Below are 15893 nucleotides of genomic sequence, written 5' to 3' on the forward strand. Positions count from 1 at the left end.
TATTTGCGCCATGAACGTGAAGAACGCAACAGCGAAAGAGATAATGTTAAAACGAGTACGTCAGGCATTACTACAGAAAAACGATAATCCACATCCCAATTTCAAAGAAACGCCGCTTTATAAAGAAGAGGATGAGTTGGTGGATATTGTTTTTGTTCGCGAATTGACTGCTGCGGGAGGCAAGTTTCTGTATTGTGATGGTGAGATCGGTCTGATTGAAAATCTGATTTTATTGACCGAGGAGAATAATATCAAAAATATATACGCTTGGGAACAAGGTGTTCAAAATTTACTCAGTCCATATGGTTTCCCTTTTTTAAAAACAGCGGAAGATTTTGAATCAGCAAATGCAAGTATTACATCATGTGAAGCATTGGTTGCACGTAATGGGAGTGTTATGGTGAGTAATGCAAATGCTTCAGGACGCAGGTTGAGTATATATCCTCCAATTCATATTGTTATTGCCAAAGCTTCGCAATTGGTTTGGGATCTTAAGGATGCTTTAGCTTATATGCAGAAGCGTTACGGTCAGGAAATCCCGACAATGATTTCGACAATTACCGGCCCCTCCAGGACGGCTGATATCGAGAAAAGATTGGTTTTGGGCGCACATGGACCAAAAGAACTTTACGTTTTACTTTTAGAGGATCGATTCTAGGAATTACTATGCTATTATATTATCTAACAGAAATGCCTGTTGCGAGTATTATTTTCTTTTTTACGCTCGTTACCAGTATCTATACGTTTTCACATGAACAACTTTACGGTAAACTGATGTTGCATCCGTATAGTATCGCACGTAATCGAAAATGGTATACCATCCTTACCAGTGGCTTTGTGCATAAAGATTGGGGGCATCTGCTGTTTAATATGCTTACCTTTTATTATTTTGCATTTGGTTTGGAGCGCATACTTGCAGAAGCAAGTCCATACGGTCATATTTTATTTGCCGTAATCTATATCGGTAGTTTAATCTTGAGCGATATTCCAACAATCATCCAGCAAAAAAATAACCCCGGTTACTATAGTTTAGGCGCCTCAGGTGCGATTTGTGCGGTTCTGTTTAGCTACATTCTTTTCGATCCGAAAATTACCATTGGTGTGATGATGATTATACCGATGCCGGCTTATCTGTTTGCATTTTTGTTTTTAGGTTACTGTGTGTGGGCGTCAAAAAAAGCGCAAGATGGTATAAATCACGATGCTCATTTCTTTGGCGCATTGTCGGGTCTGATCTTGACGATTATCTGTTTCCCTTGGGTTATTAAGCATTGTTTGGCTCAGTTTTAAAATTTTCCACCCCAGGTTTCCCGATCTAAATTTCTATACTGGATCGCTTCGGCGAGATGATGATTTTCGATCATTTTACTTTGCTCCATATCAGCGATTGTTCGAGCAACTTTGAGTATTCTATCGTATGCTCTTGCAGATAGGCTCAGATGTTCAATAGCCGTTTTGAGTAACTTTCTTCCGGGCTCATCAATCTGACATATTTCTCGGGTCAATTGTGTACTCATCTGGGCATTACAATGGATGTCTGGAAAAGAATCGAACCGTTCTTTCTGAATTTCGCGTGTTTGAATGACCCGAGTTCGCACAGTACGGCTGTCTTCGGCTATACGTGTCGTACTCAGTTGGTCAAATAGTACAGGTGTCACCTCAATATGCAGATCGATACGGTCTAAAAGGGGCCCCGATATTTTACTTAAATAACGTTGTACAGTATTGCTGCCGCATATGCATTCTTTTTCGGGGTGATTGAAATAGCCACAGGGACAGGGGTTCATGGCGGCAACGAGCATGAAACTCGCCGGATAATCCACCGTGAGTTTTGCCCTTGATATGGTAATCTGCCGTGATTCAAGAGGCTGCCGCATGACCTCGAGTACACTCCGTTTGAATTCTGGTAATTCATCAAGAAACAGCACGCCATGATGCGCTAGTGAAATCTCACCTGGGAGCGGATTAGAGCCTCCACCTACCATGGCTACATCGGATATGGTATGATGCGGAGAACGAAACGGCCGTGCCGTCAAGAGAGACTCTTTGGTTTTCAGGTTTCCAGATACAGAGTGTATTTTGGTGGTTTCTAAAGATTCAGTCATATTGAGGGGCGGGAGGATCGTCGGTAGCCTTTTTGCCAACATGGTCTTACCCGCGCCGGGAGGACCTATTAAAATGAGGTTGTGACCACCCGCAGCTGCAATTTCCAGGGCTCTTTTGATATTCTCCTGTCCTTGGACATCCGAGAAATCGACGTCGTAATTATTCGTGCCGGTATGAAAGCACGTTTGAATATCAACTTGCGTTGGTTCAATTTTTATCTTATGATTTAGGAAATCAACAACTTGGCGGAGGTTTTCTACTCCGATCACATCGACACCTCCGACAATAGCGGCCTCCTTTGCATTCTCTTGGGGTAGAATAAGTCCTTTAAAGCCATCTTTTAGGGCTTGTAAAGTGATGGGTAAAATGCCACGGATGGGCTTAATGCTTCCGTCTAAGGATAGTTCTCCTAGAATAAGATAATCTGCCAGAAGCTCATTTGTCATTTGTCCAGAGGATGCCAATATGCCGATCGCGATTGATAAGTCATAACTGGACCCTTCCTTACGCATGTCTGCGGGTGCCAAGTTGACAACAATCTTTTGGCGTGGCATGTGAAGTTGACAGGAAGTAATGGCACTTTCGACACGTCTTAAGCTCTCTTTAACGGCATTGTCAGGTAAGCCTACAATATAATAATGCAAGCCTGTAGATACGATTACCTCAACGGTAATTGTGCAGGCATTGATGCCATAGACGGCACTGCAATAGGTTTTATTTAGCATAATTTTTATAATGGGTTGATTTAAAGATACTAAAAAACTGAACGGGTTAATAATTGTTTGGTGAATTATTGAAAGTCAATCGAATTTTATCAAAAAATGATTATATTGGAAAGTATAGTTTCTCGTAAATAATGGATTAAATGCCGCGTTTGGCAAACGATTTGCTTTGTGAATTGTATTATTAACGAGGACTAGTTTCATCGTAATAGAATTAGAAATTAAAACGAAAAAGAAATGAATGACACAAGTAAAGTAGCTTTGGCGTTGTTAGCGGGTCTTGCTGCAGGTGCAGCTTTGGGAGTTTTATTTGCTCCGGACAAGGGGTCGGATACGAGAGATAAAATTAATGATTCATTAAGCGATTTGAGTGATGCTATTCGTGAAAGAGCGGAAGAACAGTTCGATCAACTGAATGATTTTAAAGAGAAGATTGTTTCTACATTGAAAGGGAAATTAAATCAGAGCGAAGAAGTGCTAGATGATGATATCATCGAACATGCATAATCCGCAGATTATTCATTGGAATAATTGGTGTAGAATACATATTATCAGGCTATTTCTAGGGATAGCTGTCTGACGAACTATTTACTCCTTATGCGTAGAGAGTGGATTTGTGTTGGCATCATCGGATGCTGCGTTTTCGTTTTTTAAGCTAGAAGTTGAAATAGCCTGAATAAATTTTAGATGCATGGAAGAAGAAAAATTTTCACTTAGCGGTACGTTTCAAAAAACCAAAGAGTATGTTGACTCTCAGTTTAAGCTTGTCAAATTAAAGACAATCGAACGGTCGTCCAGATTGATCGCCAGCCTTGTTGTTGATGCGACAAAGTTAATTTTCACGTTGTTCGTTCTGTTTTTTTTGTGCTTGGCACTGGGTTTTTGGCTCGGGGAGCTATTGGGGAGCTATTCACTGGGCTTTTTGGCTACAGCAGGGATCTTTTTAGGGATTATCATCTTAATACGGGTTTTTGAGCCTATGCTGGAATCCAAATTTATGGATCTTTCAATCCGCCGTTTTTTAGCGAAGTGGAACGACGAGATTGAGGAAGAAGAGGAAGAATTGCACAAGGAAAAACTTGATAGAGAAAGGGCTACAAATGAACAATAAACAGACTAAAATACGTAATCTGCAGGAACTTAAAGCTGAGATTTCCCGTTTAAAGACGCTAAAAAACGAACAAGAATCTTATCTTAAGGCTCAATTTACCTTGCTCAACAATAAAATAGAGGCTCCGATTCGTTTTTTCAATACCTTAAAAGATAATATACCGGGGGTAAATATCGTTCAGCAGTTGTTTGCGAAAAACAGCAATCCAGATTCCGATTGGTTAACAAAGACCTTACGTATCGGCGTGCCCTTTGTTATGAATAGGTTGTTCCTAAAAAATACGGGCGTTTTAAAGAAAGCGCTGATGTTGCTGTTATCAGAGCGTGCTGTCGGCCAGATCAATCAAGATAAAATCACCGGTCTCATCGGTAAATTAACGAGCTTTATTCGTCCCAAGAAAAAGAAGAAAAATAAAGCTGCGCAAGCTGAAAATGCAGTGACCAAGGATGAGGTTAACGAGTACGGAATTCCTTCCTATAGCGAGACTTACTAATGCAATCGTGTTGGATTTATTCGGAAGCGTTTGCTTCTTTCTTTAAAAAATCCGCATAAGCTAGTTGAATGCCTTCCCGGAGGTTAACTCGATGTTTCCAGCCCAGCGCATGTAGTTTTGAGACATCCATGAGTTTTCGCGGTGTTCCGTCAGGTTTGGAACTGTCGAAGGAAATAGTTCCCTGGTAACCAATGACGTCTTTAATCAATTCGGCAAGTTCCTTAATGCTTAAATCTTCGCCAATGCCAATGTTGACAAATTGTTTCTCGTCATAATTATTCATTAAGAAAACGCAGGCATCTGCCAGGTCATCGGAAAAAAGAAATTCCCGTAAGGGGGTCCCTGTTCCCCAGATCATAACTTCAGGGAGCTGATTGATTTTAGCTTCATGAAATCTTCTGATCAAGGCCGGTAAGACATGTGAATTTTGCGGATGGTAGTTGTCGTTAATTCCGTAAAGATTTGTTGGCATAACGGAGATATAATTGCATCCATACTGATCCCTGAAAGCTTCCGCCATTTTTATTCCCGCGATTTTAGCAATTGCGTAAGGCTCATTTGTAGGCTCCAGAGTACCCGTGAGTAGCATGTCTTCATTCAAAGGCTGCGGAGCCATTTTTGGATAGATACAGCTTGAGCCTAAGAACATTAATTTTTTAACCTTATTATCGTAGGAAGATTTGATGACGTTATTCTGTATAGCCATATTCTCGTAGATAAAATCAGCGCGATAGGTGTTGTTCGCCATGATCCCGCCAACTTTGGCTGCGGCTAAGAAAACATAGTCCGGTTTTTCCTGATCGAAAAAATCAGCCACTGCTTGCTGATTGCGCAGATCTAATTCGGAAGATGTGCGTGTGACAATGTTGTTGTACCCAAGCTCCGATAATTTGCGATGAATTGCCGATCCGACCATTCCACGATGGCCTGCTATATAAATTTTAGCGTCTTTCTCCACGATAAGTTATTGATTCCTGCAAACTTAGATAAATTGCTTTTTATATGCAATATAATTCGCCCGTGTGGATGCAATTTATGCATTCCTGTGTCTGCTACAGGACTTCAGATTGTTCTGTAATTGCCGGTATTCGTGCTGTCTCTCAGATTTATTTTTTTTAGCGGGAATATAAGGTTATTTTTGCGGGATATTTATTAAAAAATGGGAAAGGACAAACTACGTAAATTTGCTGAAGTTGCTACTTTTGAAAATGTAATCCAACTCGACGCAGGCAAAGAATATAAAGGAAAATGGGCTGAGAAGCAATTTGGTAACAATAATCCAGTTGTTTTGGAGCTTGCTTGTGGTAAAGGTGAGTATACTGTTAATCTAGCGAGATTGTTTCCGGAGAAAAATTTCATCGGTATCGATTTTAAAGGTAATCGTATTTGGCGAGGAGCCAAAACAGCTTTGGAGGATGGAATTCGGAATGTTGCTTTTCTTCGGATACAAATTGAGACTATCCTTGAACATTTTGCTGAAAATGAAATTGATGAGATCTGGATTACCTTTCCGGATCCGCAACCGCAAGATAGCCGAGAAAAGAAACGATTGACCGGGCCAAAGTTTTTGGATCGTTATAAAATCATTATGAAGCCTGAAGGGATGATGAATTTGAAAACAGACAATGACGGTTTTTATGCTTACACACTAGAGCAGATCGATTTACAGGGTTTGAAAAAATATAAGGAAACGACAGATCTTTACCATTCAGACTTGGTTGATAACGTTTTATCCATTAAAACATATTACGAACGGAAGTATTTGGCGCATGACAAGAACATTAACTATGTGAAGTGGAGTTTCGAGAAGGCTTAAGCCTTAACGCTTCTATTGTAATAAAGAGCCCAACGAAAGTTTGGGCTCTTTTTGTTTTCTTCAGTATTGCGGATACTGAAGCTTTGATCACCCACTTTTTACCCCAGTTGGCAGCTGTGTCTACGGTTATTTACTCTTGTCGTAGTTTTACATGAAAGTTACCGTATACTTCCAGTATAGTTACGGTATTGTTTTAGTATGGATATAGTAGTTATGTAAAATACTAAATAGCTACTTAAAGGGGGGAGTAAATTTACTTAAAACATCCTAGAATCCTCCTTTCGGGCCCTTTCCGACTGTCTTATAATTCCTAAAAGACTAAGTAATTCTTGTTTTTTTTATTTTAATAAGGGCTTTTAAATAATTTCGATTTATTTCGTTTTTTAAATATTATTAATTATTTTCGATTTGTAAATATAAAATAACCAAAGAAAGATCGCTTAAAAGCGTGCCTAATGCATGATAATCCCTTCAGGGTGAACTTCAAAGCATTTTATTAAAACGGTAATAGTATGATAAAAGGAAATACTATTCGAAACAATTGTTAACAAAAAGAAAACATTAAGTTAAAACAAACTTTTTGTTAAGAATATATTTTTGTGCCAAATTGAAAATTAACAATTTACACCAATAACTATGTTTAGTATTAACCCTATCCAAATTAATCTAAGGCACTCCTCCTCGAAAGTGCTATTTGTGGCATTAGCAATTGCCTGTAATATGGATTTTACAGCATTGGCGGCTCCACTAGGATCTGATCAAGCTGTGCATGCAGTTAAGCAGACCAAGATTAGAGTAAAAGGGCAAGTTGTCGATAATCAGACGAAAGAACCTTTGGCATCCGTATCAATCCTTGCAGCGGGTGTAGTTAAAGGAGCGACGGACAGAAATGGTAATTTCGATATTGAAGTAGAATCAGGGACAGCAATCCGTTTTCAGCTAATCGGTTACGAAGCTGAAACGCAAACTTTTTCGTCAGCCCAATTGAATGCTAAAATTTTTTTAAGTGCGAGATCGGAGGCGCTCAATGAAGTCGTTGTGACAGCGCTAGGCATACAGCGAGAAGAGAAGGCATTAGGCTATTCCATAAGCACGGTCAAAGGCGAGGAATTGACGAATGCAATTTCAAACAATTGGACGGATGCTCTAACAGGAAAAGTCGCTGGTTTGAATTTGGTAAAGTCGGGTGCGGGGCCATTGGGATCCAATCAGATTATTTTAAGAGGGGAAACATCTTTTACGGGCGATAATTCCGCATTGATTGTTGTGGATGGTGTTGTCATGGGAGGAGGGACGCGGATGACCGGTAATGGTAGTTCCAATTATTTGGATAGTGATTCTCCTGTAGATTTTGGAACATCATTGGCGGATATTAATCCGGATGATATCGAGTCCGTTTCAGTATTGAAAGGACCAGGCGCTTCAGCGCTCTATGGTTCCCGTGGCGCACATGGCGCTGTGATTATTACCACAAAAAAGGGAAAAGGGGCTAAAAATAAAATTGGTGTATCCGTTAATTCGAATACGGCAATTGGGACAATTAACAGATGGCCCGATTATCAATACGAATATGGTCAAGGTGCGATTGATCAGGATCTTTATTATTCCTACGGACAGTCAGAGGATGGTGCAAGTACTTTAAGTACGTCTTCTGCTTGGGGACCCAAATTTGATGGACAGTATTATTACCAGTACGATCCTAATTTCTATCGTTTGACACCTCCAGAGCGGACATTATGGAGACCCTATGAAAATAACCGAAAGGATCTTTTCCAAACGGAGCTCACGTCTACTAATTCGATCAGTATTTCTGGTGCTACTGAAAAGACCAGTTCACGGTTTTCATATACCAACGTAACGAACAAATGGATTATTCCCAACATGGGTTATAATCGGAATACCATCGCTATGCAGTTCAATAACAAGGTGACGGATAAACTGAGCCTCTCAACAAAAATTAATTTTAATAATAGAGGATCAGACAATTTACCAAATAGCGGTTATAACAATCAAAGTTACATGTACTTTGTACGGGGCATTGTGCCGAATGTGAATGCAGCTTGGCTAGAGCAGAATTGGATTCCAGGAAAGGAAGGAATTGAACAGATGACTCCGTTTTCAAACCTGTTGGATAATCCAAGAACCATATCTTATGATATGATCAATGCGCAGGATAAAAACAATATTATTGGAAATTTACAGGCCGATTATAAATTCAATAAGGAGTTGAATTTGATGGTGCGGACAGGAATCGATTGGAGCTATGATAAACGCAAACAATCCAGGCCATTTGATACCTATAAATATGCTTATGGCTATTACCGGGAGCAGTCCATCAATAACCAGGAAATTACTTCCGACTTTTTATTGCAATATAACAATCAACGGAACAATCTTCACAAATTTGGCGCATCGGTTGGAGGTTCATTGATGCACAATAAGTATATTAAAGATGATGCTTACGCTAATAGTCTTATTTATCCAAACCAATATAATTTTGCCAATGCGAGGGAAAAAATCGTTTATTTACCTTACCGCGAGGAATATGCAGCCAATAGCTTATATGCCTTACTAAATTATAGTTATAAGGATATGATTTTTGTCGATGCAACGAATCGTATCGACTGGGCGAGTACATTAGCATCTCCGAAACGGAATGAAGTTAAACCATTTATATACCCTTCGCTTAATACAAGTTTTGTTATTTCCCAATTGCTAAACCTGCCAAAAGCGATAAATTTTTGGAAAGTCAGAGCATCGATTGCTCAAGTCGGAGGTGGAGGAAAACGGGCTTATCTAAACTCTTATGGTTACCGTAGTGTTGAGGGGACCACTGGAGGGCTTACAAATCCAACCACCGTTCCAGATGAAAATCTGACGTTCGAAAGTACGCGTTCTTATGAAGTAGGAACAGATTTTAGAATGTTCAGAGATCGACTTAGATTAGATCTTACTCTGTATTCAAACTCGACATTTGATCAGATTATTGAGTCTCCGCTGGATCCTTCAAGCGGTTTCAGAAATCAGATTACGAATGCTGGAGAGGTACGGAATAGGGGGATAGAGATTGCGCTTTCTGGCGATATTATCAAGAAGAAAGATGGCTTAAATTGGAATATGTATGGAAATTTTACGAGCTATGATTCGAAAGTTATTTCCATACCTGCAGATCTGCAAGGAGAATTAGTGCTATCCACGTTGTTTGGAAGTAGAGGAACAATTGTGGCCATACCTGGTAAACGATTTGGTGATATCTATGGACTCGGATATGAGCGAAATCAGGATGGTCAAATTATTTATGAAAATGGACTTCCTGTATTGTCCCAACAGAACATGTATATCGGTAATCCAAATGCAACGACCAAATTTGGTTGGGGGAATGAATTTAAATACAAAGGATTTAGATTTAATTTCTTATTTGATGGTCAATTCGGCGGAGTGGGATATTCGTTGACGCATGCCGTATTGATGGAAGAGGGAAAATTAAAAAAGACAATTCCGGGACGATATAATGGTATTATCGGCGATGGTGTTGTGAAGAATAGTGATGGAAGCTACAGCAAGAATACAGTTGTTGCGTCTGCTGGAGATTATTATGCTAAACATTTTAACCGGGATAATATAGAATCAAATACGTTTTCCACGGACTTTATAAAGCTTCGTGAGGTCAGATTTGACTATACATTACCTAAGTCTTTTGTTGAACGCTTGAAAATTGAGCGCGCATCAATTGGCGTGTACGGAAGAGATCTGTTTGTCATGACCAAATGGCCTTCATTTGACCCAGAGTTTGGATCGCTAAATTCAAGCGGTATTGAGAAGGGCGCAGAGATTGCGCAGTTCCCTTCAACCCGCACAATGGGTGTCAATTTATCATTCTCATTTTAAATCCAGCGTATTATGAAAAAGAATATAAGAAAAGCTTTTATTTTGTTGGCAGCCTGTGGGATACTACAGAGCTGTACAAAAGATTTTGTCGCAATAAATACAAATCCAAATGCAATTTCTGCGGCAGCGCCACAAAGTCTCATCGCGCCAGCTTTACTCAATGTGTTAAACACAAATTTATCACGGAATATGCGCATCAACAATGAGCTTATGCAAGTGACTGTAACGGTGAATGATGCATTGGAGATTCAACGGTATGAAATCAGACCGTCAGAAGCGGAATCTACCTGGTCCGGATGGTACGTACAGTTGACGAATATACGCGACATTTATCAGAAGGCAGGGGAAGGGCAGCAGAAGGGTTACCAGACATACCAGGGTATTTCGCTTATATTGGATGCTTGGGTGAGTTCGTTAATAACTGATATGTATGGTGATGTACCTTATACAGACAGCAATAAAGGGTATAGTGATAGTAATTTAACTCCTGTATTTGATAAACAGTCCGATATTTATGCGGATATCTTTAGAAAATTAGAAGAGGCCAATACGCTTTTGAAAGGTAAGGTTGCTGTCGAATCGACCAATTTAGCGATGGATCCTATATTTAATTCAGATCCTGGAAAATGGCAGAAATTTGGTAATTCTTTATATCTCCGATTATTGCTACGTATAGCACATAAGTCAGAAACCAATGCTGTTGCAAAGATCAAAGAAATATTAGAAACGAATGCCGCTGAATATCCGGTGATGCAAAGCAATGCAGAAACGGCTGCTTTATACTACACCAATGTACAGCCTTATATGAATCCTTATTTTAATAGCCGTGACATAGATTTTAATGGAAACAAAGGCTATTCAGAGTTTTTTATCAATAATCTGCTGGACCTTTCAGACCCACGATTAAAAATTTGGGCCACTGAAGCCACATTAGGAGTATATGGCGGTATGCAGTCCGGATACCAGAGAGGAAATGTCCCCGAGCAACAATCAACGCTTTTAACAAGTCTAAAAGCCGACTCGCATATGGGGAATATCATGAATTACGCCGAGTTGCAATTTATTATTGCTGAATGTGGTATGAGAGGGTATGCTCAGGTTGATGCGCCTGGAGCCTATTTAAAGGGGGTGAACGCGGCTATGGAATACTGGGGGCTAACAGCGCCATCATCTTACCTAAGCAGTGCAAAGGTTCAGTTGCTGCCCACAGATAGTGATCATGCGAAATTGAAAAAGGTGCATTTGCAAAAATACTATGCGATGCTATTTACGGATTTCCAACAGTGGTACGAATATCGTAGAACCCAATTATTGGATTTATACAAAGGTCCGGGCTTGTTGAATCAAGGGAAAATGCCAGTACGTTTAAATTATCCAACAATTGTACAATCTTTAAACAAAGTAAATTATCAGGATGCTGTGAGTCGTATGGGGGGAGACGGGATAAATGAAAAAATGTGGTGGCAACCTTCAATCAACTAATCAATGAAAAAGTTAAAATCAATACTATGCAGTATGTTGGCGATGTCAGCATTGCTGTCCGGCTGTATCAAAGACAACGTCAATGAATCGATAGGGACGCTAAATCCTGAAATATCGTTGTATGCGCTACGCAGTCTATATAAAAATGCCGATTTACAGCTTAATGCGTCTTCGCTACAAGGGGCAGAACATATCAAAGCAGTGGTCGTTTCGCATGCGGAAAATAAGAATTTACCAGAAAATACACTTGCTGTACAGAATATTTGGCGAAATCAACGCCGTGGAATATTAGTTCAGGTACCCAATGCGTCTGAATTTAAATTTGGAGATTCGGTTCAGATCAATATTAGCGGTTCAAAACTGATTAAAAAAGATGGCTTATTAGTTCTTTCAGTAGATAATAATCAACAGCTTAAAGTCTACTCATCTGGTAATACTATTGCCCCATTACCTGTTGCTGTTTCCAGTCTAAAGTCGAAGTTTGATGAGTTTGAATCAACCTATATCGATATTACAGCCGATGTTGAACCTGAACCCGCAGCTGGGACAGCGTTGAAAGGAGATAAAATCTTAATGGATGGTGATAAAAATGAGATTATATTGCATACACAAGATAATGCGACATTTGCTGGGGAGTCCATCGCTCCAAGTGCATCATTCAGAGGAATTGCATTCAAGGAGGGCGAAAAGCTACAAGTTAGGATGCAGAGTTATGCTGATATGGCTTATGCCAGCGGTAAGTTATATGCAGGTTGGCCTGAAACTTTTGATGCTGTAGATGCGAGTGTGAAAGGTAGCTATGATATGAAGGATAAAAACGCGGTCTCCTTTCCAACGGGGCAATGGAACCTGTATCAGGCTATTCTAGGAACAACTGCTGGTCGTGATCGTATCGTTTCTGGAAAAAATGCCATCCGTATGCAGCAGAACTTAAGTGTTGAGGGTTATGTGCAAATGAATTTTGATGTGCCGAATGGGGCCTCAAAAGTAACGCTTTGGTATGGTTCGTATTACACCGATCGTTCGTGTACGTTCAAGTTGGAATACTCGACCGACGGAGGAACGACATGGAAGCAAACAGGCGAGCCTATTTCGGACGCGCATACAACGACAGAGAGCATGAATTCAAAACAGGCTGTATTCTTAATGAATATTCAGGGGCCGGTTCGTTTTAGAGTTACCAAACTTGGATTAGGGACAAGTAACAATGTGATTAATAACGGAAGGTTGGGATTGGACGATATTGCTATTTATAAAAGTTATTAATTTGAAAAATTGATTTTCAAATGGCCCCATTGGATTGTGTAATCCAATGGGGCTTTTTTATCATCAGCTATTATCTCAACTCATCAAAAAAAATCGTTATCTTCATTATATAACTATAAACGAAGACTTATGAACTTAACAGATTTAGTTACAGGTGGAGTAGGCTCTAAAGCGATAGAGACTATTTCAAAAATTACTGGTATCAGCGAATCCAAGGCAAAATGGATTGTAGCAGCGGCAGTTCCTTTGATGATTGCAGCATTGAATTACAATGCGAAAAACAAGGGGCAGGCGGAGAACATTGATAAGGCTATTGACCAGCATAGCAGTAGCGGGATTCTCGATAAAATTGGAGATCTTTTTGGACAGGGAGGAGCGGAGCAAAATGTTTCTGAAGACGGTAATAAAATTGTCAACCATATGTTCGGCCAAAATACCGAAGTCGTGACACAGCATATAGCGGATAAAGCAGGCTTGAGTTCTTCTCAAGTGACGGGTGTACTGGCCACACTTGCTCCTATCGTAATGGGATATTTAGGGCAACAAAAGCAGGCTTCAAGCGGCGGTGGGATTGGTGATCTGATCGGCTCTGTGCTTGGTGGTGGAACACAACAAAATGCAGGTGGCGGTATGTTGGGTGGTATATTAGGCTCTTTTTTAGGCGGTAGCCAAGAAGAACAGGCGCAAGCAACTGAGCAGCCGGCATCGGGAGGTAGTGTTACCGACATGTTGGGTGGATTGGCAGGTAGTTTTTTTGATAAAAATAACGATGGGCAGGCAAAGGGCAATATTCTTGATTCAATCGCCGGTATGTTTGGCAAGTAAGCTGTGTTCGGTTATTATTTTTCTTGATAAAAAGCTAGTATGGGATTAAGCTAAGATGGTGCAGATCCTAAACAGGAAGCGGTCGGAAGTTCTACACTTCCGACCGCTTTCTGTTTGTTCAATTTGTATTAATCTTCGGCCGATACTTTCGGTGGAAAATTTTTATGTTTTCTTTTGCTGATTTTGTCAATATTGACGGGTTGAGGTACCTTGACATAATATCCTGTTCCGTCATATTCACGTTTATTGGGATTTTCCTTACATGCTGGCGAACAGCATCCATCCATCTCCCAGCCGCACTCATCACATTGTGTGAAATGTTCATTACAAGTTGGGTTGGCGCAGTTGATCATTTTGGTGGTTTGCTTGCCACAGTTAAAACAAGTTGATACCACGGATGGGTTGACAGAATTTACATCGACAGTAACACGATTGTCAAAGACGTAGCATTGACCTTCAAAATCTTCACCACCTGCTTCCTTTCCGTATTTGATAATGCCGCCATGTAATTGATAAACATCCTCGAAGCCTTCTTTTAACAAGAGAGCAGATGCCTTCTCACATTTGATACCCCCTGTGCAGTACGTTAATATTTTTTTTCCTTTATATTGTTCGAGCTCTTTGATTTTCTCGGGGAACTCGCGGAAATTATCAATATCGAGGGTAACAGCATTTTTAAAATGACCAACATTGTGCTCGTAATTTGAGCGTACATCCAATACAACCACATCCTCTTGGTCTTTCATGGCTAAGAAATCCTTCGGTTCAAGGTGCACACCGGTTTGACGGTTGGGGTCAATTTCTTTTGGATCTCTCAAACCAGAGTGAACAATTTCGGCTTTGTAGCGGCAATGCATTTTAATGAATGATGGTTCATCTACATCGTCAATTTTGAACTCTGTTTTATTGAAACGACCATCGGCATAAATGGCATCCATATAGCTTTTACAGGATTCTACAGTACCCGAAACAGTTCCATTAAGACCTTCATTAGCTACAATGATACGGCCGACTAAGTCCAGTGATTTACAAAATTCTAAATGATCTGATGCGAATTTTTCGGCATCCTCGATAGGGCTGTAACAATAGTACAGCAAAGTTTGATATTGTGTCATGATATTCATTGATACCGCTGCAAACGGCGTTTAATGCTAAAAATAAATTTAGTGCAAAGCTACAAAAAATAATAAGTGGAATAAAATGACCTTCGTCATCTTTTCTTTAAAGGTTCGAGCAGGTATTCCAAGCCATTAAGCTTTATTTCATAGAGTGTCGCTAACTGCTGACCTAGTTTTCCCTTTGGAAAGCCTTTTTGGTTATACCATACGAGATAGGGCTCAGGAAGATTACATAAGGTGTATCCTTGGTATTTTCCAAATGGCATCTTGACTGTAACAAGCTCGGTTAAAATTTCAGGATTTAACATTAGTCTTGAGGTTTTCCATAATTAAGACGGTACCAAATAGCTTTTAGTGCGATTATGCCATGATTAAATAAATTGGGAATGGTCCCATAGTAGTGTTTGAAAATAGCAAAGCGCTCTTTCAAGGATTCCTTATGTCTTTGCTTTGACATTCCGCCCACAAGATATCGGGCTACATATTGCTGTGCATTGACTGATTTTTTAGCCTTTTTGGCACAACGAATAACCCAGTCAATATCAGCACATAATTTATAATTAAGATCGTATGGCTCAGCAATGTCACGTTTGATGTAGATCGCCTGATGGCATATATTCATGCCATATCGAAAGCTTTTCCAGTCGAAATGAGCCGGAACTTTATGCCTCCGTTCACCGATAATATTTCGATTGTCATCTACGAGGATAGTTTCACCGTAAAGAATATCGGCATCATCGCTCAGTTTGGCAAGATTCTCAATGCTGTTGAGATCATAGATCTCATCTCCGGAATTTAGAAAAAGAACATAATCACCTGTTGCTAATGCTAATCCCTTATTCATTGCATCATAGATCCCCTTATCCTTTTCGGAGAGTAGAACGGTGATTTTATCCCTGTATTTTTGGATGATCTCTAATGTCCCATCAGTTGATTGTCCATCAATGACAATATACTCTATATGATCATAGCTCTGATTGACAACAGATTTCAGGGTGTGTTCTATGTCACGCACATTGTTGTAAACGACAGTTATAATCGAAAATTTAGGATGAGCAGACATGTT

At 39.9% G+C, this 15893-nt stretch carries 15 protein-coding genes; 10 read left to right on the forward strand and 5 right to left on the reverse strand.

Annotated elements, in window-relative coordinates; all coding sequences use genetic code 11:
• Positions 1-10: 10 nt before the first annotated feature.
• Together AACH28_RS17130 and AACH28_RS17135 are read left to right on the forward strand one after the other, a co-directional pair.
• Entirely contained in the window at positions 11-658 is a 648-nt protein-coding gene (locus AACH28_RS17130; RefSeq protein WP_070561445.1) for a lactate utilization protein, read from the forward strand.
• Between the two features lie 8 nt (positions 659-666).
• Positions 667-1290 (forward strand): rhomboid family intramembrane serine protease, encoded by a 624-nt coding sequence (locus tag AACH28_RS17135; protein WP_088163272.1) that lies wholly within the window; start codon positions 667-669, stop codon positions 1288-1290.
• On the opposite strand, the gene AACH28_RS17140 is transcribed toward AACH28_RS17135, so the two are convergent.
• Positions 1287-2831: a YifB family Mg chelatase-like AAA ATPase gene (locus AACH28_RS17140; RefSeq protein WP_286752795.1), complete on the reverse strand. Its 1545-nt coding sequence runs from the start codon at positions 2829-2831 to the stop codon at positions 1287-1289. The genes AACH28_RS17135 and AACH28_RS17140 overlap by 4 nt on opposite strands.
• A 234-nt stretch (positions 2832-3065) precedes the next feature.
• On the opposite strand from AACH28_RS17140, the gene AACH28_RS17145 reads away from it, so the two are divergent.
• From AACH28_RS17145 to AACH28_RS17155, 3 genes are all read left to right on the forward strand, one after another.
• Complete coding sequence (locus AACH28_RS17145) at positions 3066-3335, forward strand: YtxH domain-containing protein (RefSeq protein WP_046673135.1); 270 nt, start codon at positions 3066-3068, stop codon at positions 3333-3335.
• Between the two features lie 184 nt (positions 3336-3519).
• Positions 3520-3939, forward strand: coding sequence for a hypothetical protein (locus AACH28_RS17150; protein ID WP_341831079.1), 420 nt, complete (start codon positions 3520-3522; stop codon positions 3937-3939).
• Positions 3929-4432, forward strand: a complete 504-nt coding sequence (locus tag AACH28_RS17155) for a hypothetical protein (protein WP_341831080.1) — start codon at positions 3929-3931, stop codon at positions 4430-4432. The genes AACH28_RS17150 and AACH28_RS17155 overlap by 11 nt, the downstream gene beginning before the upstream one ends.
• A 16-nt stretch (positions 4433-4448) precedes the next feature.
• On the opposite strand, the gene AACH28_RS17160 is transcribed toward AACH28_RS17155, so the two are convergent.
• Positions 4449-5390, reverse strand: coding sequence for a GDP-L-fucose synthase (locus AACH28_RS17160; protein ID WP_286752792.1), 942 nt, complete (start codon positions 5388-5390; stop codon positions 4449-4451).
• A 201-nt stretch (positions 5391-5591) separates the two neighbouring features.
• Between AACH28_RS17160 and trmB the strand changes: the two genes are divergently transcribed.
• From trmB to AACH28_RS17185, 5 genes are all read left to right on the forward strand, one after another.
• The gene (trmB, locus tag AACH28_RS17165; protein ID WP_286833378.1) at positions 5592-6248 is read left to right on the forward strand and encodes a tRNA (guanosine(46)-N7)-methyltransferase TrmB; all 657 of its coding nucleotides are present in this window, start codon (positions 5592-5594) and stop codon (positions 6246-6248) included.
• A gap of 636 nt (positions 6249-6884) precedes the next feature.
• On the forward strand, positions 6885-10136 hold the full coding sequence (locus AACH28_RS17170) for a SusC/RagA family TonB-linked outer membrane protein (protein WP_341831081.1): 3252 nt from the start codon (positions 6885-6887) through the stop codon (positions 10134-10136).
• A 12-nt stretch (positions 10137-10148) separates the two neighbouring features.
• Positions 10149-11618, forward strand: coding sequence for a SusD/RagB family nutrient-binding outer membrane lipoprotein (locus tag AACH28_RS17175; RefSeq protein ID WP_088163266.1), 1470 nt, complete (start codon positions 10149-10151; stop codon positions 11616-11618).
• 3 nt (positions 11619-11621) lie between these two features.
• Positions 11622-12884, forward strand: a complete 1263-nt coding sequence (locus AACH28_RS17180) for a DUF5689 domain-containing protein (protein ID WP_341831082.1) — start codon at positions 11622-11624, stop codon at positions 12882-12884.
• A 129-nt stretch (positions 12885-13013) separates the two neighbouring features.
• Positions 13014-13709 (forward strand): DUF937 domain-containing protein, encoded by a 696-nt coding sequence (locus AACH28_RS17185; RefSeq protein ID WP_286752789.1) that lies wholly within the window; start codon positions 13014-13016, stop codon positions 13707-13709.
• Positions 13710-13837: 128 nt separating this feature from the next.
• Here AACH28_RS17185 and AACH28_RS17190 read toward each other — a convergent pair whose 3' ends face one another.
• The 3 genes from AACH28_RS17190 to AACH28_RS17200 form a co-directional block, all read right to left on the reverse strand.
• Positions 13838-14824, reverse strand: coding sequence for a rhodanese-related sulfurtransferase (locus AACH28_RS17190; RefSeq protein WP_341831083.1), 987 nt, complete (start codon positions 14822-14824; stop codon positions 13838-13840).
• A 95-nt stretch (positions 14825-14919) separates the two neighbouring features.
• Entirely contained in the window at positions 14920-15135 is a 216-nt protein-coding gene (locus tag AACH28_RS17195; protein ID WP_046673143.1) for a DUF3820 family protein, read from the reverse strand.
• Positions 15135-15890, reverse strand: a complete 756-nt coding sequence (locus tag AACH28_RS17200; RefSeq protein WP_153844439.1) for a glycosyltransferase family 2 protein — start codon at positions 15888-15890, stop codon at positions 15135-15137. The genes AACH28_RS17195 and AACH28_RS17200 overlap by 1 nt, the downstream gene beginning before the upstream one ends.
• Between the last annotated feature and the right edge of the window lie 3 nt (positions 15891-15893).

This window comes from Sphingobacterium thalpophilum, assembly GCF_038396785.1.
GTDB classification, from domain to species: Bacteria; Bacteroidota; Bacteroidia; order Sphingobacteriales; family Sphingobacteriaceae; genus Sphingobacterium; species Sphingobacterium thalpophilum_A.

What these genes read in the sequence shown, in the direction of transcription:
- AACH28_RS17130 (WP_070561445.1), top strand. Translation starts at nt 11, where the DNA reads ATGAACGTGAAGAACGCAACAGCGAAAGAGATAATGTTAAAACGAGTA.
- AACH28_RS17135 (WP_088163272.1), top strand. Translation starts at nt 667, where the DNA reads ATGCTATTATATTATCTAACAGAAATGCCTGTTGCGAGTATTATTTTC.
- AACH28_RS17140 (WP_286752795.1), bottom strand. Translation starts at nt 2,831, where the DNA reads ATGCTAAATAAAACCTATTGCAGTGCCGTCTATGGCATCAATGCCTGC.
- AACH28_RS17145 (WP_046673135.1), top strand. Translation starts at nt 3,066, where the DNA reads ATGAATGACACAAGTAAAGTAGCTTTGGCGTTGTTAGCGGGTCTTGCT.
- AACH28_RS17150 (WP_341831079.1), top strand. Translation starts at nt 3,520, where the DNA reads ATGGAAGAAGAAAAATTTTCACTTAGCGGTACGTTTCAAAAAACCAAA.
- AACH28_RS17155 (WP_341831080.1), top strand. Translation starts at nt 3,929, where the DNA reads ATGAACAATAAACAGACTAAAATACGTAATCTGCAGGAACTTAAAGCT.
- trmB (WP_286833378.1), top strand. Translation starts at nt 5,592, where the DNA reads ATGGGAAAGGACAAACTACGTAAATTTGCTGAAGTTGCTACTTTTGAA.
- AACH28_RS17170 (WP_341831081.1), top strand. Translation starts at nt 6,885, where the DNA reads ATGTTTAGTATTAACCCTATCCAAATTAATCTAAGGCACTCCTCCTCG.
- AACH28_RS17175 (WP_088163266.1), top strand. Translation starts at nt 10,149, where the DNA reads ATGAAAAAGAATATAAGAAAAGCTTTTATTTTGTTGGCAGCCTGTGGG.
- AACH28_RS17180 (WP_341831082.1), top strand. Translation starts at nt 11,622, where the DNA reads ATGAAAAAGTTAAAATCAATACTATGCAGTATGTTGGCGATGTCAGCA.
- AACH28_RS17185 (WP_286752789.1), top strand. Translation starts at nt 13,014, where the DNA reads ATGAACTTAACAGATTTAGTTACAGGTGGAGTAGGCTCTAAAGCGATA.
- AACH28_RS17190 (WP_341831083.1), bottom strand. Translation starts at nt 14,824, where the DNA reads ATGACACAATATCAAACTTTGCTGTACTATTGTTACAGCCCTATCGAG.
- AACH28_RS17195 (WP_046673143.1), bottom strand. Translation starts at nt 15,135, where the DNA reads ATGTTAAATCCTGAAATTTTAACCGAGCTTGTTACAGTCAAGATGCCA.
- AACH28_RS17200 (WP_153844439.1), bottom strand. Translation starts at nt 15,890, where the DNA reads ATGTCTGCTCATCCTAAATTTTCGATTATAACTGTCGTTTACAACAAT.